A 23,462-nucleotide genomic window follows, 5' to 3' on the forward strand; every position below is an offset into this window, starting at 1 on the left:
TGTGGAGAAACTATTTTAATATAAATATTCTTTTATATATTCAGTGTTTATATGAAGGGAGAGCAGTATATGAGGGATATATCGAGACTTGGAGTGAGTACTCTAAGGAAGGAAGCCTGGGATAAGGTTACTGGTGCTGCAAAATATAATTGTGATACAAAAACCCCCGATACTTTGCATGCTAAGATGCTTACAAGTACTCATGCACACGCAATTATAAAATTAATTGATACTTCAGAGGCACTAAAAGCTAAAGGAGTTCAGGCTGTAATTACTGGAGATTATTTTTCAGTATTAAGTGGATCTGTAATAGAAGATAGACCTCCTATTGCTAAAGATAAGGTAAGATATTTTGGAGAGCCTGTGGCTGTAGTAGTAGCTAATAGTGAAGAAGAAGCAATGAGCGCCGTAAAACTTATAAAAGTTATTTATGAGCCCTTACCTATAGTGAACTCAATAAATGAAGCAATAAAGCCAGGTGCCACACTAATACATGAAAATCTAGGAGAGTATCATTGTCCAGTTAAGGATGTATATCCTCAACCTAATTCCAACATTGCAAATCATGTAAAAATAAGAAAGGGAGATATGAATAAAGGATGGTCAGAAAGTGAAGTTATTGTAGAGTCAAGTTTTTCACTTCCTCAATCAGATCACCTTGCTATGGAAACTAGAAATGCTAAGGTTGAAATATTACCAAATGGTACTGTGATAATAAATACATCTTCACAAGGACCCTTTTCAGTAAAAGAACAGATAAGTAAACTTTATAATATACCAGAAGGTAATATTATTGTACGTGTTCCTTTGGTTGGTGGAGCTTTTGGTGGGAAAGCTACTATACAGCCTGAATTCATAGCATATCTCGCATCAAGGGCAGTTGGAGGAAGAAAGGTTAAAATGGCTAATTCCAGGGAAGAAGATATTTCGATGGCACCCTGTAAAATAGGAACTGAAGGAAGTCTTAAAATAGGTGCCACTAAAGATGGTTTAATAAAGGCACTAGAGTGTACTTACCATGTAGATTGCGGTGCTTATGCCGATACTGGACCTAATATGACAAAAGCAATAGCTGTAAACTGTAGTGGCCCATATAATATTGAAAATATTTCTTGTGATGCGTTTACAATTTATACTAATCATACATATGTTACATCCTATCGTGGCTTTGGTCATTCGGCACTCACATTTTGCATGGAAAGAATATTAGATAAATTAGCAACGACAATAGGGATAGATCCTCTAGAATTGAGAATGAAAAATGCTATATATGAGGGATGTTTTTCCCCAACACAAGATAAAATAACATTAAGTAATACGGGAAATTTAGGAAGTTGTATATTAAAATTAAAAGAAGCTATTAATTGGGAAGAAGGTAGGAGAGTAGAAACAGATAAAGGCACCATAATTGCAAAAGGGACGGCTTGCTTTTGGAAAACATCCACTTCTCCAACTAATGCATCATCTGGTGCTATCATTACCGTAAATAGTGATGGTAGCTTAAATCTTAACTTAGGTGCTGTTGAAATTGGACCAGGTATGAAAACCACCATGGTACAAATATTGGCTGAAAAGATGAGAATGGATATTGATAAGATTAGCATATACATGAGTGTAGATACCCAAACTACTCCTAAACACTGGAAAACAGTTGCTAGTATGACAACTTTTATGGTTGGGAATGCAGTGGTTAAAGCAGCAGATGATTTAATACAACAATTAAAAAAACTTGGGGCTATAGTGCTTAAATGTACCCCAGAAGATTTGGAAATTAAAGAACAAAAAGTATATTTAAAAGATGATTTAGAAATATATATATCGTTTGAGGATTTAGTGCATGGATATAAATACCCTGGAGGAACATCCATAGGAGGGCAAATGATTGGGAGGGGAACATACATAATGAAGCATCTAACTAAATTAGAAAAGGAAACAGGAAAAGGTAAGGTTGGTGCATCGTGGACTGTAGGAGCTCAAGCGGTGGAGATAGAGTATGATCCTAAAAAGTATACTTATAGGCTATTAAAAGCTGCAACTGTTATTGATGTAGGTAAATTGATAAATCCTAAAACCGCTAGAGGTCTTATAATGGGGGGGATGAGTATGGGATTAGGTTTAGCTACTAGGGAGGAATTTTTATATAATCAAGATGGAATATTAGAAGATACTTCCCTGAGAACTTATAAGTTAATGAGGTATGGAGAAAATCCAGATTACATAGTTGAATTTATAGAAACACCTCAAATAGATGCTCCCTTTGGTGCTAGAGGTATAGGTGAACATGGTATTCTAGGAATTTCTGCTGCTTTTGCTAATGCTATATCATTGGCAGCCCAAGCTGATTTTGACAAATTACCAATTTCTCCTGAATCAATATGGAAAACTAAGACAGGAGGGCAATATGATACCTTTTGACTTTGAATACTACAAACCAGAAACCATAGAAGAAGCTGTTAGTTTATTTGATAAATTAAATTTTGAAGGAAAAGAACCAATATATTATGGCGGGGGAACAGAATTTATTAGCATGGCGAGAGTGCACAATGTATATACAGAAGCAGTTATCGATATTAAGGGTATTTCAGAATGTAATATATATGAATTGATAGAGGATGAGTTAATAATTGGATCTGCTGTAACTCTTACTAATATTGCAGAGTTAAATCTTTTTCCTTTACTCAGTTTAACAGTTCAAAGAATAGCTGACCATACAATACAAGATAAAATTACATTGGGAGGTAATTTAGCTGGTACTATTATATATCGTGAGGCAGTATTACCCCTTATGATTTCAGATAGTGAAATAGTAATATCGGGTATTAATGGACAACGAAGAATCCCTATAGAAAAAATATTTAACAAAGGAATTCAACTTAATAAAGGTGAGATGATTGTTCAAGTAATTATAAAAAATAAATTTCTAAATTTGCCACACTTACATGTAAAAAGAACAAAGAACGAAAAGATAGACTATCCGTTAATAACAATAGCGGCTCTAAAGAATAATAATAGAATTAATATTGCTTTTAGTGGTGTATGTGATTATCCATTTAGATCAGCTGTAATAGAACAAATTCTAAATGATAATGCACTTCCTGAATATAAAAAAATGAATGAAATTATTAAGAATATACCTGGGAAGGTATTAAATGATATTAGTGGATCTTCTGCATATAGGAAGTTTATGTTACATACAATGTTATGTGAAGTATTAAGAGAATTTAGGGAAGGGGGTAAATTGAATGTTTAAAGTTCTAGGTAATACTGTTTTAACTCTGAATGTAAATGGAGAAGATAGGGATGTTATGGTTAAACCTTCTGATATTTTATTGCATACTTTGCGTCATGAATTTGGTCTTACAGGTGCAAAGCCTGGTTGTGAAAATGGAGATTGTGGAGCTTGTACTGTTTTGATAGATAATTGGCCAATAAAATCTTGCTTAATGCTTACTGTAGAAGCCGTGGGAAAGAGAATCCTTACTGTTGAAGGTTTAAAGGATGCACCTATCCAAAAAGCTTTTGTTGAAAACTGGGGATTTCAATGTGGTTATTGTACATCAGGGTTCTTAATGGTTTGTCATGCACTTTCTAAAATACATCCTAATGCCAATGATCATGTAATAGAACAATGGCTTCAATCTAATTTGTGCCGATGTACTGGATATGAAGAAATTGAAAATGCCATAAAGTCAATTTTAAATGGGGAAGTTAAAAATTAATTGGAGGGGAATTTGTTATGAATAAACAAGTATGTAATGAGGAAATTACAATATGTGAACAAAAGAAGAAAATGTATAATTTAAGTATTGTAATGTTCTGGGGTGCTATATGGGGGTTTATGGAGGCTACAGTAGGGTATGCATTGCATATGTTGCCATTTAGAGTACCAACAGGATCAATATTCTTTCCTATAGGTTATTATTTTATGCAAAAATCTTATAAAGAAACCAAAGATTTAAAATCAATGTTTCATACTGCTGCCATAGGGGCATCCATTAAATTAATAAACCTATTTATACCTGGTACACCCCTAAGCAAAGTGATTAACCCAACTGCTTGTATTTTACTAGAGGGTTTATCAGTGACTTTAGTATTTAAGTTACTTAAACATAGGGAAAAAGCAATGAAATTTATTCATACCCTTATAATGAGTTTATCTTGGAGAGTTGGATATTATATAGTATGTTTTGCTATTACCATACCTTTAGGCCTAATGAAAAGTTCTTCTGTAGTGAATAAAAGTAGATTTATAGAATTTTTCTTTGTTAATGGTTTTATAAATAGTTTAATTATATATGCTTATATTAAAATTTTGTCACAAATTCCAGGTAAAATCAATAAAGAGAGAGTAATAAAATATAATCCTATAATTTCTACATGTTTATTTGTATTTGTACTTGTTGTTCAGTGGTTAATATAAAATAAACATAGGATAAAATGGAGTGAAATGAACTAAAGATGAAGGTTGAAGGAATAATTTTAGCAGCGGGATTATCCACAAGGGCTGGTACAAATAAATTGATACTAGATATAGATGGGAAAACCGCAATTGAAAGATGTATTTATGGAATGTATGATTTATGTTCTAAAATTATAGTAGTAGGCGGACATAGAATAGAGGATATAAAAGGCATACTGGATAGATATACAAGAGTAGAATTAGTTTATAACCCTAATTATTTAGAGGGAATGTTTAGTTCTGTAAAAAAAGGCTTAATTCATATTAAAGAAGAAAGATTTTTATTAATTCCTGGGGATTATCCAGTCATTAATAAAAGTACATATAAATATATGTTGGGATTAAATAAAGATATAATTATTCCAATGTACAATGGAAAAAAGGGGCATCCAGTATTAATGAAAAGTTATTTAATAGAGGAGCTATTAAAAGATGCCTCCTATAAGACTTTAAGAGATTTTATTAATAAAAAAGGATTTACACCTATAAATGTTCAAGATCCTGGAATATTAATGGACATAGATACCATGGAGGACTATAGAAGAGCTGTCCTATATTTTGAAGAAAGTGTGAATATAAGGAAACATCCCTAGGGAGATTGGAGAAATCAAAGTTTTAGAATAATATAAAAAATACACTCAGACTGCTGATGAAATATTTTGTCAGCAGTTTTATTTATATAAATAATTAGAATTAATTTACATTTGACAAAATTATCATGAATCTATAAAATAGTTTATGAACGATGTTCAGTTTAGGGGTGATCATTATGGCAAAGTTAATAGAAAATCCAAAGGATATGATTTTTCAGTCGGCAAAATCAATTGCTAAAAGTAAAGGAATTGATAAAGTAAATATTCGTTTGGTAGCTAAAGATTGTGGAATTGCAGTTGGAACCATATATAATTATTTTCCTCAAAAAAAAGACTTAATTATTGCAATAATAGAGGATTTTTGGTCTGGAGCGTTTAAGGAGATTAGGAAGCATAATGCAGAGAATAAGGATTTTTTAGCTCAAGTTACATCAACTTACAATTGCTTATCTTTTTATTTGTCAAACTTTAAAGAAAACTGGATTCATCAACTTTCTTTTTTAAAAGCTGATGAAAAAATGGCTGGACGAAAAAAAGAGGATGAATATTTTGAAAATGTTTATGGCATAATTGTGAGAGCCATTGAAAATGATCCTAAAATAAGTGAAAATATTTGGGATGAAGAGTTTACAAAAGAAAAATTTGCAAGTTTTGTTTTCAATAATATGCTTATAATGCTTCGATCTGATGAAAAACATATTGGATTTTTTATTCAATGCTTAAAGAAAATATTATATAGTAAATAAAAAAACCGTACCTTGTATGGTTTTTTATATGAACCTATATGAACGTTGTTCATAAAAATATTAAGGGGTGATTTTATGCAAGGTATTATGGAAACTATTTTTGATATAGTATATTTAACAACGGTTATATATGTCGGAGTTAATATGTTTGTAAAAAGTAATAATAACAAGCAATATCGTTTATTTGGTATTATGGCAATCATTTTAGGATTCGGAGATGCATTTCATTTGGTTCCAAGAGCTTATGGATTGCTAACTACTGGACTTGAAGCCAATTCTGCTGCACTTGGAATAGGTAAATTAATAACATCTATTACAATGACAATTTTCTATGTGATTTTATATTATATTTGGAGACAAAGATACAATATTAAAGGAAAAAATGAACTAACTGTTATTGTTTATGGACTAGCTATTACAAGGATTGCTTTATGTTTATTTCCTCAAAATGAATGGCTTAAATACGATGCTAATGTAGTTTGGGGTATTTACAGAAATATTCCTTTTGCTATGTTAGGAGTTATGATTATATATCTATTTTTCAAAGAGTCAAGAGCATATCATGATCATAGATTTAAATTTATGTGGTTTGCAATTGTTTTATCATTTGCATTTTATATTCCAGTTGTTCTATGGTCACATTCTATACCAGTAGTTGGAGTTTTAATGATACCTAAGACAATAGCTTATGTGTGGATTGTATTTATGGGATTTGGAGAATTTGTGAATAAAAATAAGTGAGTCATCTATATTTTGATGACTCACTTATTTTTATTCAATTTCAATTTGTTTTCTAGCTTTTGTAGTATCTTCTAGTTTAGTCAGATTTATTCTTAATACTCCGTTTTTAAAAGAAGCTTTTATATTATTTTCATCTACATTATCTACATAAAAAGCTCTTTTGAATTCTCCATAGCTTCTCTCACGTCTTATATAGTTTTCATCTTTATTTTCTATAATATCTTCTCTTTTAGCTGAAATTACAAGATTATTATTAGAGTAATTTACTTTAACAGCATCTTTTGAAATTCCAGGTAAATCTGCTTCAATTATATATTCATTATTGGTTTCTTTTAAATCTGCTCGAAAATTATTTTTTGGAAATTTAATAGGTACTAAGAAATCATTATTAAAGAAATTATCAAAGAATTCATCGAAGTAAGAATCTCTTTTCATAGAATTATTTCTTTTAAATGGAATCATATCAAACATTATACCAAACCTCCTATTTATTTTACATAAATATAATGTTAGATTAATTTTTTCTTTTACCTTGTAAGCATATTATAGCACCAAAGTCAAAGAAAGTCAAAGTCTAAACATGAACTAAGTAAAAAATATTTACATATGTTCTTATGAGTTTATTATTTAATAATAAGCTAAATTATATTCAACAATATAGATTGAATATAATTTTTGTTAAATATTTTTAATTATTAAAATTGAATAAAAGCAGTTAAAACTATATAATTAGTTATAAATACAATATATAATAAAATAATGAAAATATAATAATTAAGGATGTTGAATTATGGAAGAAATTTTTAAAAAAATTGATGCTAACGATACAAGACCTGCAAGAGAAATTATTCTTGAAGAACTTAGAGCTGCTATTTTTGATAGAAAATTAGAGGCAGGAGACAGACTAATTGAAAATAATATAGCTAAAAGTATGGGAGTTAGTAGGACACCAGTAAGAGAAGCTTTACGCCAATTAGAAATAGAAGGATTGGCTATAAATATTGCTAGAAAAGGAACTTTAGTAAAGGGTATTAGCAAAGAAGATATTATAGAAATTTATGATATAAGAGAAGTGCTTGAAGGATTAGCAGTTAGGGGTGCATGCTTAAATATTTCAAGAAAAGAGATATTAAGATTAAAAGAAATAATTGAGATAATGAGCAAATGTATTAATAAAAACGATACTGATAAATACATAAAGTCTCATAATGAATATAATAGAATAATATTAAATGCTTCAAAAAATAAAAGGCTTATATCTAAATTAGAATATATATATGAGTATTTAAAAAGTATGAGAAAAGTAACTTTATCTAATGAAACTAGAAGAGAGAAAGCACTTTTAGAGCATAAAAATATAGTAGAAGCAATAGAAGAAGGGGATGAAGTTTTAGCAGAAAGACTAGCTAGGAAACACGTTGTAAACGCTAAAAACTCATTTATGTCAAATATATAAATAAAGTTTTTGGTTTTAGAAATAGTTTTTATAAAAAACATCAAATATTTAACAAGGTCTTGTTAAATATTTGATGTTTTTTATGCAATTTTACAGTAAGAATTAATACCATAATAAAATCAAAAGAAAATTTTATTAATTAGTTAAACTTTCTAAAAATGATATTGATATTGAAAGGAAAATAGTATACAATAATTAAAGATGGTATACAATATGCAAACAAGGTATACATAGAATAACAAAAGTATATAATATAGAATTTATAGTCAAATTTTCATAAAAGGAGGAATTTCAAATGGAACTAAAAGTAGTTGCTAAGGCAGGAACTTTAGAATCTAATGATATTCAAATAATAATAGATCCAGACAATGATGGATTGGATATAAAACTAAACAGTGTTGTTATGGCTCAGTTCGGAGATCAAATAGAAAAAGTGATTAAAGAAACTTTAAAATCATTAGAAGTTAAAAATGCGAAAGTATTTGCTAATGATAAGGGTGCAATAGATCCAGTAATTGTAAGTAGAGTTCAAACTGCGGTGTATAGATCAGCAGAATCAACAGAATATAAATGGATATAATGGAGGAAGTACAAATGAAGCTTAGACGATCAATGTTATTTGTTCCTGGAAACAATCCAGGTTTAATTAGAGACGTGCATATATATAAACCTGATTCAGTTATGTTTGATTTAGAAGATTCTATTTCAATTACAGAAAAGGATTCGGCACGTTTTTTAGTTCACAATATGTTAAAAGAACTAGGAGATTATTATAAGGAATTAAACATAGAAACTGTAGTTAGAATAAACGGATTAGATAGTGACTTTGGACTTAAAGATTTAGAAGCAGTAGTTCTAGCTAAACCAGATATAATTAGAATACCAAAAACAGAAACACCAGAGGATGTATTTCAAGTTGAAAGACATATAGAAAGAATAGAAAGAGAAAATGGTATAGAGATTGGAACTACAAAAATAATGGTAGCAATAGAATCACCTTTAGGAGTTTTAAATGCGTATCAGATTGCAACATCTTCAAAAAGACTTGTAGCTATGGCAATAGGAGGAGAAGACTTTGTAACTAATATGAAAACAAATCGTTCACCTGAAGGAGCTGAAATGTTTACAGCAAGAGGAATGATAGCAATGGCTGCTAGAGCAGCAGGTATTTCAGCTTTAGACTCAGTATATTCAGATATACAAAATGATGAGGGATTCTTAAGAGAAGCAAAACTTATAAGACAACTAGGATTTGATGGCAAATCTTTAATACATCCAAGACAAATAGAACTTATTCACTCAGTGTACACTCCATCAGAAAAAGAAATAGAAAAAGCATACAAAGTAGTAACGGCTACAGAAGAAGCTATAAGAGAAAATAAAGGGGTATTTACTGTAGATGGCAAGATGGTAGATAAACCTATAATAGATAGAGCAAAGCATGTTCTAGCATTAGCAAAAGCTGCTGGTGTAAGAGTAGGAGGTAATTGCGATGAAATGTAAAAGAGTGGATGAAGCTTTATTAAAAAGCATAAAGGGATATGAAGATAGAAAGGCTTATGTTGAGCCATTTACGTATCATTCAAAAGAAACTATGAATTATAGTGAAAGTTCAAATATAAAAGAACAAGTGAAAAGGGATAAAGTAGTAGATTCTTTAAAAGAAGCAATAAAAAAAGCAGGAATAAAGGATGGAATGACAATTTCTTTCCACCATCATTTTAGAGCTGGAGATAAGCTTATTATGCAAGTGGTGGAAATTTTATCTGATATGGGAATAAAAGATTTAAGAATAGCTGCAAGTTCTTTAACTAGTGCTCATGATGATCTTGTTAAATACATTAAAGCTGGTGTAGTTACAAGAATAGAAACTAGTGGATTAAGAGATAGATTGGCAACTGAAATATCAGAAGGAATATTAAAAGACAATCCAGCAGTAATACGTTCACACGGAGGAAGAGCTAGAGCCATATGTGAAGGTGAATTAAAAATAGATGTTGCATTTATTGCTGCGTCATCATCAGATTGTATGGGTAACGCTAATGGAGTTAAAGGAAAATCCATATGTGGATCCTTAGGATACGCTAAAGTAGATGCTGAATATGCAAATAAAGTTATAATTGTTACAGATACATTAGTTGATTATCCTAACTTTCCACAAAGTATTTCACAAACATCAGTTGATTATGTTGCTCTAGTAGATGAAATTGGAGATTCCAAGGGAATAATGTCAGGTGCAACTAGATTTACATCTAATCCAAAGGAATTATTAATGGCTAAAAGGGTTTCAGAGGTAATGTTAGCTACAGGATTATTTGTAGACGGTTTCTCAATGCAAACAGGTTCTGGTGGAGCATCCCTTGCAGTTACTAGATTTGTAAAAGATGAAGTTAAAAAAAGAAATATAAAGCTTAGTTATGCTCTAGGTGGTATAACTAAACCAATGGTAGATTTATTAGAAGAAGGATTAGTTGATACATTATTTGATGTACAATGTTTTGATTTATCAGCAGCTGAATCCATAGGAAAAAATGAAAAACATATTGAAATAAGTTCAGATTTTTATGCTAATCCATTTAATAAGTCAGCAGCAGTAAATAAGTTAGACTTTGTAATATTAAGTGCATTGGAAATAGATACAGATTTTAATGTAAATGTTATATCAGGTTCTGATGGAGTTATAAGGGCTGCTTCAGGTGGACACAGTGACACAGCAGCAATGGCAAAGGTTTCTATAGTGGTTGCACCTCTTACCCGTGGAAGATTATCTACAGTAATTGATAAGGTTACTACTGTTGTAACTCCAGGCAGTACTGTAGATGTAGTTGTAACTGACTATGGAGTAACTGTGAATCCAAGACGTGAAGATCTAATTGAAAAATTTAAGAAGGCAGGCATTAAGCTTATAACAATGGAGGAATTAAGAAAGACTGCTATAAGATTATTAGGAACTCCAAAGGAAATAGAATTTACTGATGAAGTAGTAGCAGTGGTTGAGTATAGAGATGGAACAATAATTGACACCATAAGACGAGTGAAGAAGTGACATAAATAACAGATTTAAAATGTTAATATCACCTTTCTTCGTTCTATTAATTAAATTAAAATCTGTTGTTTGAGGAATGGTGTTACATATTAAAATATTAAGGAGGAAATACTGTGACTACACAAGTTGAAAATGTAAAAAAGAAAAAAAGTTTCAAAATGCCTCACTCTTATGTAATCATATTTATGATTCTTATTCTAGCATCTCTAATGACTTATGTTATACCGGCAGGTGAATATGGTAGGTATAAAAATGAATTAGGAAAGATGGTTGTAGATGGAAGTGTTTTTAATTTTATAAAACAATCTCCTGTGCCAATATGGGATATTCCATTACATATAGTAAAATCTTTAAATAAGCAAAGTGAAATTATATTTGCACTACTTGTAATAGGTGGATCTTTGGAAGTAATTATTTCAACAGGAATGTTTCATGCATTCTGTAATAAATTATCAAAGGCATCTGCTGGTAAAGAAAAATTATTTATACCTGCTTTTGTACTATTATTTGCAGTAATAGGTATAACTCAAAGTACTAATAAATTTATAGGATTTGCTCCGTTAGGAGTTATGTTGGCTATTACATTAGGATATGATGCCATTGTAGGTGTAGCAATTGTGCTTCTTGGTATAGGAGTAGGATTTAGTACAGGTATACTTGCACCAACAACGGCCGTAGCACAACAAATAGCAGGACTACCAGCTTATTCAGGAATGGGATTAAGAATTGTAAGTTTCGTTGTATTTTATATTATTACTACAATATATATATTAAGATATGGTGAAAAAGTTCGTAAAGATCCTACTAAAAGTGTTGTTTATGGAAGTGAAGGCTTAAAGGAATTTAATTTAAAAGACGTAGAAATAGAAATAAAGAAGAAGCATTATGCTGTTCTTGCAGTTGTATTAGTATCCTTTGGCGTACTTATGTATGGATGTATAAAATTTGGATGGGGACTTACTGAAAATGCTGTATTGTTCATGTGGATGGCTATTTTAGGTGGTTTTGTATATGGGTATTGTGCAAGTGATATAGCAAAGAATTTTGTAAAAGGATCAAAAGCAATGGTATCCGCAGCACTTGTAGTTGGACTTGGAGCAACTGTTGCAACAATATTAAATGAGGGTAAAATCCTTGATACTGTTGTAAAGGATCTTTCTATATTATTTGATATATTCCCTAACATATTAAAAGCACCAATAATGTTTATAATGAATATTATTATTAACTTCTTTGTTACATCTGGTAATGGTCAAGCAGCTATAGTTATGCCAGTAATGATTCCACTAGCGGATCTTGCAGGTATATCAAGACAAAGTACAGTATTGGCTTTTAAATTAGGAGATGGATTTAGTAACTATATTCTTCCACATGCATCAGCCCTTATGGGGTTCCTTGGAGCAACAGGAATAACTTATGATAAGTGGATGAAGTTTATGGGCAAACTATTTGGATGGTGGATTTTAACAGGTTCTATAATATTAATTATTGGAACACTTATAAACTACTAATTTGATGGAGGTATAAATCATGAAAAATAAAATTCATAGTTATATTGATAATATAGCTCTGGAACTTAATAATATGGCTGACAATATATTTGATAATCCAGAAGAGGGACTAAAAGAATATAAAGCTTGTGATTTATTATGTGATTACCTTAAAGAAAAAGAATTTAAAGTTGAAAAAGGTATAGGCGGTTTTGAAACTGCATTTAGAGCAGTATATGAATTTGGTACTGGAGGCCCATCCATAGGACTTTTATGTGAATATGATGCACTTGCAAATATTGGGCATGCTTGTGGACATCACATGCAAGGGCCTGCAATATTAGGAGCAGCAATAGCATTAAAAGAAGTTGTAAAGGATCAGCCTTTTAAAGTTGTAGTTTATGGTACACCAGCGGAAGAAACCATAGGTGGAAAGCTTCAAATGGTTAAAGAAGGTTGCTTTAAAGATATTGATGTAGCCATGATGATGCATGGAGGACCTGAAACAACTACAGATGTAAAATCTCTAGCCATGTCAAAGTTTAAAGTAATTTTTAATGGTAAAAGTGCCCATGCAGCACTTAAACCTGAAAATGGTAAAAGTGCTTTAGATGCTTTAATACTTTCATTTCAAGGAATTGAATTTATGAGAGAACATGTAGTTGATGATGTAAGAATGCACTATACAATTTTAAGTGCAGGAGGTACAGCTGCCAATGTTGTACCAGCACAAGCTATAGGAAGTTTTTATGTACGTTCATATAATAGAGATTATTTAAATGATGTAATTAGAAGATTTAGAAATGTTATGAAGGGTGCTGCCTTAATGACAGATACTGAATATGAAATAATTACAGAAAAAGAAATAGATAATAAAATTCCAGTATTAAGTCTTAATGATATAGTTATGGAAAATGCTAAACTTGTTAACGCACCTACTATACGTCCGCCTAGACAAAAAACTGGATCCACAGATTTTGGCAGTGTAATGTATCAAGTGCCAGGAACATGTATAAGAATAGCTTTTGTTGAGGAAGGAACATCTTCTCACTCAGAAGAATATTTAAAAGCTGGAAAAACTGATGAAGCACATAATGCAATTATGCTATCAGCTAAAATTTTAGCAGATTCAGCCTATGATTTAATCTCAAATAAAGAATTATTTGATGAAGTGAAGGAAGAATTTATAAGAGCTAAAGAAGCAGCAAAAAAATAAAATAAGAATTACTGGGGACTGTATTAAAACATATTTGTTTTAATACAGTCTTCAAAATGTATATACTAAGGAGGTGTATTTGGATTAGATATTTATTAATCTAATTCAATAAAAATATGAGTTTAGATGTAAAAGAAGAGGCTTTAAGAATTCACGAAGAAAAAAAAGGTAAGTTAGAGATAATTGGAACAATGTCAGTAGAAACTCCAAGGGATTTATCTTTAGCATATACTCCAGGGATAGCAGCTCCTTGTCTAGAAATATCAAAGGATAAGGAAAAAGCATATAAATATACTATTAAAGGGAAAACAGTGGCTGTAATAACCAATGGTACAGCGGTTCTGGGACTTGGAGATATAGGACCTGAAGCTGGACTACCAGTAGTTGAAGGTAAAGCACTATTACTTAAAAGATTTGGTGGAGTAAATGCAGTACCTATTAGTATAGATAGTAAAGATGCAGATGATATAGTAAATACAATTAAAAATATATCGCCAGGATTTGGAGGAATTCACCTTGAAGATATAAAAGCTCCAGAATGTTTTTATATTGAAGATAAGTTAAAAGAAAAGTTAAATATACCAGTATATCATGATGATCAACATGGAACATCTATTGCTGTATTAGCAGGTTTATATAATTCATTAAAAATATTAAAAAAAGATATAGAAGATATAAAAGTAGTTATTAATGGAGCAGGGGCATCTGGAATTGCAATAGCTAAACTTTTAATAAAGGCAGGAGTTAAAGAAATAATCTTATGTGACCTTCAAGGAGCACTTGTCGAGGGGGATAGTACTTTGAATAATGCACAAAAAGAAATTGCTAAAGTAACTAATAGAAATTTTGAAAAAGGAAGTTTAGAAGATGTAATTAAGAATAAAGATGTATTTATTGGAGTTTCAGATGGAAATCTATTAACTAAAGAAATGGTTAATAGTATGAATAAAGATAGTATAGTATTTGCACTTGCTAATCCAGTACCAGAAATAATGCCAGAAGAGGCTAAAAAAGGTGGAGCTAGAATAATAGCTACTGGAAGATCTGATTTTCCAAATCAGATTAACAATGTGTTGGTATTCCCTGGTATATTTAAAGGTGCATTAAAAGTTGGAGCAAAAGATATATGTAATGAGATGAAAATAGCAGCGGCAAAAGGTCTTGCCAACTTAATAAAGGATAATGAATTGAATGAAGAATATATAGTACCTAGTGTTTTTGAAGATGGAGTTGCAGACGCAGTTGCAAACGAAGTTATAAGCATAGCAAAAAAACTTAATTTAACTAGATAGAAGTATAATGGAGAGAAATTCAAAAATTAAATAGTATTTAAGAGGAAAACTGCATAAATAGATAGAATTGTCATTCTATTCAAGTAAGGCCATAATCGTTTACATATTTCAATGGATTCAAAGTTTGAAATAAATTTGAAATCATTATAATATATAAGTATAACTTTATATGATTATGTAAGCTTATATTTTGGTAGAGATTAAGAGTGCCACATAAGAATACTTTAGATAGTATTTTTATGTGGTTTTTTATTTTATAACAGGATAGGGGGATAAGAATGGAAGAATATATTATGGTATTAGATCAGGGAAGTACAAGATCTAAGTGCATACTATTTGATAAAAAAGGTGAAGTGTTAGGAGAAAGTGAAAGAGAGGTAGAACCCATATATCCTAAACTAGGATGGATGGAATATAATCCTGTTAATATATGGGCAAGTCAGTTCTCTGTAACTACAGAATTATTAGCAAAATACAATATTTCAATAGAAAAAATAGCTTCCATTGGAATTACAAATCAAAGGGAAACGGTATTGGTGTGGGATAAGAGAACAGGAATCCCAGTATATAATGCAATTGCTTGGCAATGTAGAAGAACAGTAGAAATTAGTGAAGAACTTAATAAAAAAGGATATGGTAAAGTTATAAAAGAAAAAACAGGATTAGTACTAGATCCTTATTTTTCAGCTACCAAAATAAAGTGGATATTAGATAATGTAGAAGGAGCTAGAAAAGAAGCAGAAAGAGGTAATTTAGCCTTTGGTACTATGGATTCTTGGCTTATATGGAATTTGACAAAAGGTGAAAAACATATGACAGATTATAGTAATGCTTCAAGAACTATGTTATTTAATATACACACATTGCAGTGGGATGAAGAACTTCTAGAAATTTTCCAAATACCTAAATCCATGCTACCTGAAGTGGGACCATCAAGTCACGTTTATGGACATACAGACAGTATTTTGTTTGGAAAAGAAGTACCTATAGGAGGAGTAGCAGGAGACCAAAATTCATCTCTTTTTGGACAAACCGCCTTTGAAGAAGGGGCAGCTAAAAATACCTATGGCACAGGATGTTTTATGCTTATGAATACAGGAAATAAACCCATAAATTCACAAAAAGGACTTATAACAACTATCGCTTGGGGATTAGATGGTGAAGTTACTTATGCCCTAGAAGGTTCAGTTTTTATGGCTGGAGAAGGTATAAATTGGATTAAAGATAATTTGAGAATGATAGATTCATTGGAGGATGCTGAAGAATATGCGTTATCAGTGGAGGACACTAATAATGTATATATGGTTCCAGCCTTTGGAGGATTAGGAGCACCATATTGGAATCCAGAAGCTAAGGGTGTAGTTATAGGTCTTACAAGAGGAAGCAAGAAGGAGCATTTTATAAGAGCGGTTATAGAATCTCTGGCATATCAAAGTTATGATGTTTTAAAAGCTATGGAGGAAGATTCAGGTATAGTTTTAAAGAATTTAAGAGTAGATGGGCAATATTCTGTAAATAATTTTTTAATGCAATTTCAATCAGATATATTAAATTGTAAAGTTGAAAAGCCTAAAAATATTTTAAATATAGCAGGTTTAGGTGCCGCATATTTTGCAGGATTAGCTGTTGGTTTTTGGAAAAACAAAGAAGATATTTTAAAGAATAATGGTATAGAAAAAGAATTTAACAGTAGTATTGATGATAGAAGAAGAAAAGTTCTTGTAGAAGGTTGGAAGGAAGCTATCAAAAGAACTATATAATAAAAGTGGTGAAAACCTATGCATTAGAGGGCATAGGTTTTTATATTTGACTAAAATCATAAGATTTTACAAAAAGTACACATAAACAGTGATAAATAGTATTTTAAAAGTGGTATAATCTATTATAATGGATATCACAATATTAATAAATTTATTGAAAATGGAGGAAAAAGTATGTTTGATAAAAATAAAAAAGATCCAAACTATGATAATAAAAAGTTCAAATATATTATTTATTATGTAATTGCTGTAACTATAGTGGTATATTTAATTAATGACTATGTAGTTAAGACTCAAACTAAAAATATAAAATATACTAACTTTTTAAATATGATAACAGAACAGCAAATAAAAGAAGTAAAATTTGCTAAAGATAAAATTATAATATATCCAAAAGAAGGTATAGGATTTAACGAAAAGATATTATATACAGGCAAATTCAATAATGATGAACAATTATTAGAAAAACTAAATAAAGCTAACATTACTTATGATTTTATAATTCCTGAACAGGATAGCCCTTTAAAGAGTTTTATATTTAATTGGTTGATGCCTTTTGCTATACTTATGGCTTTAGGGCGTATTTTCTTTTCAAGATTAAATAAGAAAATGGGAAGCGGAGTAATGTCTTTTGGTAAAAATACTGCTAAAATATATGCAGAAAACGAAACAGGAGTTACTTTTAAAGATGTAGCAGGCCAGGAAGAAGCAAAAGAATCTTTAATGGAGATAGTAGATTTTCTGCATAACTCTGATAAATATACGGGAATAGGTGCGAAACTTCCTAAGGGTGCTTTATTAGTAGGTCCTCCGGGAACAGGTAAAACATTACTTGCAAAAGCAGTAGCAGGAGAAGCTAAAGTACCATTCTTTTCAATATCAGGTTCGGGATTTGTTGAAATGTTTGTAGGTATGGGAGCAGCAAGAGTTAGGGATTTATTTGAACAAGCACAAGAAAAAGCACCATGTATAATTTTTATAGATGAGATAGATGCTATAGGAAAAAGCAGAGACGGACACGTTTCTGGAAACGATGAAAGAGAGCAAACTCTAAATCAACTTTTAGCTGAAATGGATGGATTTGATTCCTCAAAAGGAGTTGTAATACTTGCAGCTACAAATAGACCAGAAGTATTAGATAAAGCATTATTAAGACCTGGAAGATTTGACAGAAGGGTTATTGTAGATAGGCCAGACTTAAAGGGAAGAGAAGAGATATTAAAAGTTCATGCAAAGGGAGTAAAAATGGATGAAAAAGTAGACTTAACATCCATAGCTAAGGCTACCCCTGGAGCTGTAGGAGCTGATTTAGCCAATATTATAAATGAGGCTGCACTAAGAGCTGTAAAAATAAATAGAGACAAAGTTTTTCAAGGAGATTTAGAAGAAGCTGTTGAAATAATAATAGCGGGAAAAGAGAAGAAAGATAGAATAATGTCACCAGAGGAAAAGAAAATAGTAGCTTTTCATGAAGTAGGGCATGCTTTGGTTGCAGCTCTTTTACCTAATACGGATCCAGTTCATAAAATAACCATAGTTCCAAGAACCATGGGAGCTTTGGGATACACTATGCAGTTACCTGACACAGAAAAGTATTTAATATCTAAAGAAGAAATGCTTGATAAGATATGTGTAATGCTAGGGGGAAGAGCAGCTGAAGAGGTTCAATTTAATAGAATATCCACAGGAGCCTCTAATGACATAGAAAAAGCTACAGAAACTGCAAGAAACATGGTTACTGTATATGGAATGTCTGAAAGATTTGATATGATGGGATTAGAATCTATAAGTAATAGATATTTAGATGGAAGACCTGTTAGAAATTGTAGTAATGAAACATCAGCTATTATAGATGATGAGGTTTTAAAAATAATAAAGAACTCTCATGAAAAGTCTATAAATTTGTTAGAAGAAAATAAAGAACTTTTAAATAGAATAGCAGAAACACTTTTAGAAAAAGAGACTATAACTGGTGAAGAATTTATGAAGATAGTAGAAGGAAAAGATATAGAAATCGAAGATTTAGAAACTGTTATCCAAGAGCCATAGACATAGAATAAAATATAATTATTAGGTTGGTGATAAGATGGATGATTTAGACTTAAATAAAGAAATTCAAAAAGAATTAGAATTTAACTTTGAAAAAGAAAAGTTAAAAGAAACAATAAAAATAATTAACAAGGAAATTTTAAACTATTTAAATCAAAGAAAAGAAACTATTAACTATATAACAGAATATAGAAAAGAATTCTTAGATGAATATAGAGATGATGAAGATGAAATAGTAGAATATTTTGACCATGAAAAATTTATTATAGAAGAAGAATTTAAATTTATTGATAAAAGACTTAAAGAACTTACAATATTATCATCAAGTCCTTATTTTGGTAAGATTATGTTTAATGATGATGAATTAGAAGAAACCATATATATAGGTAGATTTGGACTTACTTTAAAGGATTCTTATACACCTTTAGTAGTAGATTGGAGAGCGCCAGTATCTGCACTATTTTATTCTGGTAACATTGGTAAAGTACATTATAATGCACCTATGGGAAAAATAGAAACCAATGTGTCCCTAAAAAGGCAGTTAATAATAAAAAAGGCTAGATTATTAGGGATATTTGATACAGAATTAAATGTAAAAGATGACATATTACAAATGGTATTAAGTAGAAATACAGCAGATAAACTTAAAGACATAATTATGACTATACAAGGAGAACAAGATAATTTAATAAGACAGCCTAGGAATAAAACCATAATAGTAGATGGAGTGGCAGGTAGTGGCAAAACAACTATAGCATTACATAGGGTTGCCTATTTATTATATAACTATAGAGATACTTTGCAGGATAAGGTTTTAATATTAGGTCCTAATGACATATTTATAGATTATATATCTATGGTATTACCGAGTCTGGGAGAAGTGGGAGTAAAACAAACTACCTTTAGAGATTTTGCGTTAAAATTATTAGACATAGAAAATATAATGAGTTTTAAAGATTATATGGAAAAGATAACTAATGAAGATGATGATTTTGTATTAGATATAATCTTTAAAAATTCTACTAAGTATATAGATAAACTAGATAAGTTTATAGAAGATACAGAAAAAGACTATTTCAATATTAAAGATGTTAAATTTTATGATGAAGTCATTATGGAGAAAAAAGAAATAGAAGAAATGTTTTTTTACCATTTTAAATTCATGCCTTTATTTAAAAGAAGTAATAGAATTAAAAGAGTAATTTATTCTAGAATTAAAGATTATAGAGATGCTAAAGTTAGAGAAATACAAAAAAAATATGAAGAAAACCTTAAAAATATGACATCAGAGGGAAGAAACTTACATGGAACTAAATTAGAATTTGAAAGAAGGCTTCAGATAAGAGAAGTTATATCTGAGGTAATTAGAAGAAAGAAGGATCTTTCATGGTTAAATAATCCTAGTGTTTTAGAGCTTTATAATAATTTAAATGAAGAAAAAGAGCTTATACAAGATGATTTAGCTGCTATTTTATATTTAAAAATAAAGTTAGAAGGTCTTAAATATTTTTCAGAAATTAAACATGTAGTTATAGACGAAGCTCAAGATTATAGTGCATTAGAGTTTAAGGTTATAAAAGAGTTAACAGGCTGTGCGTCCATGACTATATTAGGAGATAAAAATCAAAGACTTATACCAGAAAATGAAGGTATAGCCATGGAAAATCTAGATAAGTACTTAGATTTTAAAGACATAGAATATTTTAAGTTAGATAAAAGCTATAGATCAACTCAAGAAATAATGGAATATGCCAATAATTATTTAAAAGATGAACCTATAATACCATTGGTTAGAAGTGGAGAAAAGGTTGTAGAAAAACAAATAGAAACCCATGAAGAATTAAAAGAAGAAATACTAAAAAGTATAAAGGTATTTAGAGAAAAAGGATACGAAAGTATAGCTGTAATATGTAAAAATTCTATGGAAGTTAATAAAGTAAATGATATGATAAAAGATAGTATACACATTAAAACTGTAAATAGAGAAGATATTATATATACTTCTGGGGAAAGTATAGTTCCTTCATATTTTGCCAAAGGTTTGGAATTTGACGCAGTAATATTAATAGATAGTAGTGTTGAAGATAAAAACTATGAAAAAATGATGTATGTTATGGCAACTAGAGCACTACATGAATTAAAGGTATATAAAATAAAAGAATCTGCCTAAAAGCAGACTCTTTTATTTTATTAGGAATTTTTGTAGTTGAGTATTCGTTGTATAACACCACTAGAAATATTATCTACTATATCAAAATCTATATTGTTTATATAAAATTCCTCTAAATCATCATGCAATTTTTTGCAGGTAGAAAGAATATCTAATGCTTCATTGAGAATAAAATAAAAGTTTTCTTTATCTTGTTCCATGGAATCTTTGTAAAAATCTATATCTTTACTTAATAAATCATTTGTATTAATTTGTAATCCACTAAAATCTTTATTGTTTATTTCATTAGAGGTTAATATAGCTGTACTTATCTCTGGTAAAATTACATGTTCTATTTTATCTGGTATTAAAGGATTGCGCAAAATTTCTATGGTCATACCTCTAGTTGAGGCTTCGTTTTTTATAGAAGTTAATATTGCATTTTTACCTGTTCCAGGATCACCTTTTAAAATATATACATTTTCGTAATTTGAATAAAGTGTATCTATATAGGATATAACTCCATTAGGAGTAAAAGCTGTAGAAAATAAATGCCTGCTAAAAGGGGTGAATTTACTGTAATCTGTATAATTTTTAAAAATCATATCCTTCAATTCTAATTTTAAAGAGTTTAATGCTTTGCTATTTATATGCTCTTCATTTCTATAACTCCAATTTCCATGAATTGATTTACTAGCATTTAAATAGGAAAAAGCTCGTTTAAAAGTGCTTGAGATATTTTTGTTAATCTTCATAATTTCACTTTTATGAGAAGATAGCTCATTTTTATCTAAGGAAACACCGAAATCAACTATCTCATCTAAGGCACCTGGATATGAAGGATCTTGCATATGGGGACTAGTTCCATCAATTAAAGCTATATTTAGTTCTTTTATATTTAAAGCGTCTAAAGACTCATTATCAGAAGAACAATGGAAATACTCTAGAGTATAATCTTCTGATTTAAACAGATCGGCTATTTTTTTCATTAAATAGGATTTGCCTGTACCAGGACCACCTTTTATATAAAAAATTCTATTCGCCTTATCTACTGGAAGTATATATTTAAATAAAGAATAAAAACCATCAGCAGAGTTACTTCCAGGGAAGAAATGCCTCTCATTAGTCATTGAATCACACTCCTTAAGTTTTAAATGTATTATGTGTAGTATAAGAAGAAATTATATATGGGTAAAATCTCTATCTATCGTTATTATAGTATTATATGAAGGGTGAATTTTTTTGATATCTTTAGAGATATTATCTTTTAAATTTTTATGCAATTCATCAGTAAAAGGTACTGAATAATCTATAACTATATCAAATATTAAATTTTTAAATTCACCAGAACCCACTACTCTAAAATCATGAAAGGATTTTATAGTTGGATATTTTAATAAAATTTCTTCTACTTCTTTTTGTATGCTATTAATCTCTTTGTTATCAGTGTTTATAGGATCCATGTGTATAACTAATTCTAAATTTAGTTTTTCAGAGATTTCTTTTTCGGCTTTATCTATTATTTCATGTATATCAACAATAGATATATTATCCGGGACTTCTGCATGAATAGATGCAAGACATCTTCCAGGTCCATAATTATGAACTATTAAATCATGAACTCCACCTATATAAGGATAGTTTAGTGTTTCTTCTGTTATATCTTTTACTAATTGAGGATCTGCTGCTTCTCCTAAGAGAGGATTTAATGTTTCTTTTATTAAAGTGTAACCAGAATACATTATAAATAAAGAAACAACTATTCCAATATACCCATCTATAGGAAATGAAATCCACATTGATAAAATTAAAGATAGAGCTACACAACTTGAAGTAATTACATCACTTAATGCATCAAAAGATGAAGCTTGTAGTGCAGAAGAATTAATAGAATCTCCAATATATTTATTAAATCTACTAAGCCATACTTTTGTAAAAATAGACAATACTATAAGAATAAAAGGGATTATTTGAAAGTTAATATCTACGGGATTAACTATTCTGTTGTAAGATGTTTTTACAAATTCAAGTCCTACTAATATGACCATAAAAGAAACTACCAATGCTGATATATATTCTATTCTTCCATGACCAAAAGGGTGTTCTTTATCTGCAGGCTTTGAAGATAATTTAAAGCCTATTAAGGTTATTACAGAAGATGCAACATCAGATAAATTATTAAAAGCATCCGCAGTAACAGAAATACTATTAGAAAGTATCCCAACTACTATTTTCACAATAAATAAAATAGTGTTAGAAAGTATCCCCACCATACTTCCAAGGAAACCATAGGAATTTCTAACTTTGGTATCATCTATATTTTTATAATTTTTAACAAAAGTTTTAACAAGGAATTTGGACATCATTATAAAAACCTCACTTAAAATTTATTTTATAGATTAATTATGATATATTTAATGAAGGAAATCAATTATGATAGTGCTTAAATATAAAACTGTAAGGAG

Annotated in this window: 20 protein-coding genes; 17 read left to right on the top strand and 3 right to left on the bottom strand. The window is 30.0% G+C overall.

All coding sequences use genetic code 11. The features are described 5' to 3' along the window. Positions 1-69: 69 nt before the first annotated feature. The 7 genes from B5D21_RS05340 to B5D21_RS05370 all read left to right on the top strand — a co-directional run bounded on the left by B5D21_RS05340 (position 70) and on the right by B5D21_RS05370 (position 6,539). Positions 70-2,415: a xanthine dehydrogenase family protein molybdopterin-binding subunit gene (locus B5D21_RS05340; protein WP_035111661.1), complete on the top strand. Its 2,346-nt coding sequence runs from the start codon at positions 70-72 to the stop codon at positions 2,413-2,415. Then, positions 2,402-3,250 (top strand): FAD binding domain-containing protein, encoded by an 849-nt coding sequence (locus B5D21_RS05345; RefSeq protein WP_035111665.1) that lies wholly within the window; start codon positions 2,402-2,404, stop codon positions 3,248-3,250. The genes B5D21_RS05340 and B5D21_RS05345 overlap by 14 nt, the downstream gene beginning before the upstream one ends. Then, on the top strand, positions 3,243-3,719 hold the full coding sequence (locus B5D21_RS05350; protein WP_011100600.1) for a (2Fe-2S)-binding protein: 477 nt from the start codon (positions 3,243-3,245) through the stop codon (positions 3,717-3,719). The genes B5D21_RS05345 and B5D21_RS05350 overlap by 8 nt, the downstream gene beginning before the upstream one ends. Positions 3,720-3,736: 17 nt before the next feature. Further along, entirely contained in the window at positions 3,737-4,420 is a 684-nt protein-coding gene (locus B5D21_RS05355) for a hypothetical protein (RefSeq protein WP_011100599.1), read from the top strand. Between the two features lie 38 nt (positions 4,421-4,458). Further along, entirely contained in the window at positions 4,459-5,052 is a 594-nt protein-coding gene (locus tag B5D21_RS05360; RefSeq protein WP_011100598.1) for a nucleotidyltransferase family protein, read from the top strand. Between the two features lie 176 nt (positions 5,053-5,228). Next, complete coding sequence (locus B5D21_RS05365) at positions 5,229-5,798, top strand: TetR/AcrR family transcriptional regulator (protein ID WP_115605956.1); 570 nt, start codon at positions 5,229-5,231, stop codon at positions 5,796-5,798. 75 nt (positions 5,799-5,873) lie between these two features. Then, positions 5,874-6,539 carry a hypothetical protein gene (locus tag B5D21_RS05370; RefSeq protein WP_035124800.1) on the top strand — a complete coding sequence of 222 codons (666 nt, stop codon included), beginning with the start codon at positions 5,874-5,876 and terminating at the stop codon, positions 6,537-6,539. Positions 6,540-6,569: 30 nt separating this feature from the next. On the opposite strand, the gene hsp18 is transcribed toward B5D21_RS05370, so the two are convergent. Beyond that, positions 6,570-7,010, bottom strand: coding sequence for a heat shock protein Hsp18 (gene hsp18 / locus B5D21_RS05375; protein ID WP_011100595.1), 441 nt, complete (start codon positions 7,008-7,010; stop codon positions 6,570-6,572). 319 nt (positions 7,011-7,329) lie between these two features. Here hsp18 and B5D21_RS05380 point away from each other — a divergent pair, with 319 nt between their 5' ends. The 10 genes from B5D21_RS05380 to B5D21_RS05425 all read left to right on the top strand — a co-directional run bounded on the left by B5D21_RS05380 (position 7,330) and on the right by B5D21_RS05425 (position 21,018). Continuing rightward, positions 7,330-7,995 carry a GntR family transcriptional regulator gene (locus B5D21_RS05380; RefSeq protein ID WP_011100594.1) on the top strand — a complete coding sequence of 222 codons (666 nt, stop codon included), beginning with the start codon at positions 7,330-7,332 and terminating at the stop codon, positions 7,993-7,995. 295 nt (positions 7,996-8,290) lie between these two features. Continuing rightward, positions 8,291-8,575 carry a citrate lyase acyl carrier protein gene (citD, locus tag B5D21_RS05385; RefSeq protein WP_035124796.1) on the top strand — a complete coding sequence of 95 codons (285 nt, stop codon included), beginning with the start codon at positions 8,291-8,293 and terminating at the stop codon, positions 8,573-8,575. A 14-nt stretch (positions 8,576-8,589) separates the two neighbouring features. Continuing rightward, the gene (locus B5D21_RS05390; protein WP_035124793.1) at positions 8,590-9,498 is read left to right on the top strand and encodes an aldolase/citrate lyase family protein; all 909 of its coding nucleotides are present in this window, start codon (positions 8,590-8,592) and stop codon (positions 9,496-9,498) included. Then, on the top strand, positions 9,488-11,041 hold the full coding sequence (citF, locus tag B5D21_RS05395; protein WP_011100592.1) for a citrate lyase subunit alpha: 1,554 nt from the start codon (positions 9,488-9,490) through the stop codon (positions 11,039-11,041). The genes B5D21_RS05390 and citF overlap by 11 nt, the downstream gene beginning before the upstream one ends. Positions 11,042-11,154: 113 nt before the next feature. Then, positions 11,155-12,552 carry a YfcC family protein gene (locus tag B5D21_RS05400; protein WP_011100591.1) on the top strand — a complete coding sequence of 466 codons (1,398 nt, stop codon included), beginning with the start codon at positions 11,155-11,157 and terminating at the stop codon, positions 12,550-12,552. A 19-nt stretch (positions 12,553-12,571) separates the two neighbouring features. Further along, positions 12,572-13,747 carry a M20 family metallopeptidase gene (locus B5D21_RS05405; protein ID WP_011100590.1) on the top strand — a complete coding sequence of 392 codons (1,176 nt, stop codon included), beginning with the start codon at positions 12,572-12,574 and terminating at the stop codon, positions 13,745-13,747. 116 nt (positions 13,748-13,863) lie between these two features. Further along, complete coding sequence (locus B5D21_RS05410; RefSeq protein WP_011100589.1) at positions 13,864-15,039, top strand: NAD(P)-dependent malic enzyme; 1,176 nt, start codon at positions 13,864-13,866, stop codon at positions 15,037-15,039. 278 nt (positions 15,040-15,317) lie between these two features. Beyond that, on the top strand, positions 15,318-16,799 hold the full coding sequence (gene glpK, locus B5D21_RS05415; RefSeq protein WP_011100588.1) for a glycerol kinase GlpK: 1,482 nt from the start codon (positions 15,318-15,320) through the stop codon (positions 16,797-16,799). 174 nt (positions 16,800-16,973) lie between these two features. After that, positions 16,974-18,848 (top strand): ATP-dependent zinc metalloprotease FtsH, encoded by a 1,875-nt coding sequence (ftsH, locus tag B5D21_RS05420; RefSeq protein WP_035111693.1) that lies wholly within the window; start codon positions 16,974-16,976, stop codon positions 18,846-18,848. A gap of 37 nt (positions 18,849-18,885) precedes the next feature. Continuing rightward, a complete protein-coding gene (locus tag B5D21_RS05425; protein WP_011100586.1) occupies positions 18,886-21,018 on the top strand; it encodes a HelD family protein in 2,133 nt (710 codons plus the stop codon). A 20-nt stretch (positions 21,019-21,038) separates the two neighbouring features. On the opposite strand, the gene B5D21_RS05430 is transcribed toward B5D21_RS05425, so the two are convergent. Beyond that, the gene (locus B5D21_RS05430) at positions 21,039-22,127 is read right to left on the bottom strand and encodes a PRK06851 family protein (RefSeq protein ID WP_011100585.1); all 1,089 of its coding nucleotides are present in this window, start codon (positions 22,125-22,127) and stop codon (positions 21,039-21,041) included. A gap of 51 nt (positions 22,128-22,178) precedes the next feature. Further along, complete coding sequence (locus B5D21_RS05435) at positions 22,179-23,363, bottom strand: cation diffusion facilitator family transporter (protein ID WP_011100584.1); 1,185 nt, start codon at positions 23,361-23,363, stop codon at positions 22,179-22,181. Positions 23,364-23,462: the final 99 nt, after the last annotated feature.

Source organism: Clostridium tetani (genome assembly GCF_900167265.1).
In the GTDB taxonomy this organism is placed as follows: domain Bacteria; phylum Bacillota; class Clostridia; order Clostridiales; family Clostridiaceae; genus Clostridium_G; species Clostridium_G tetani.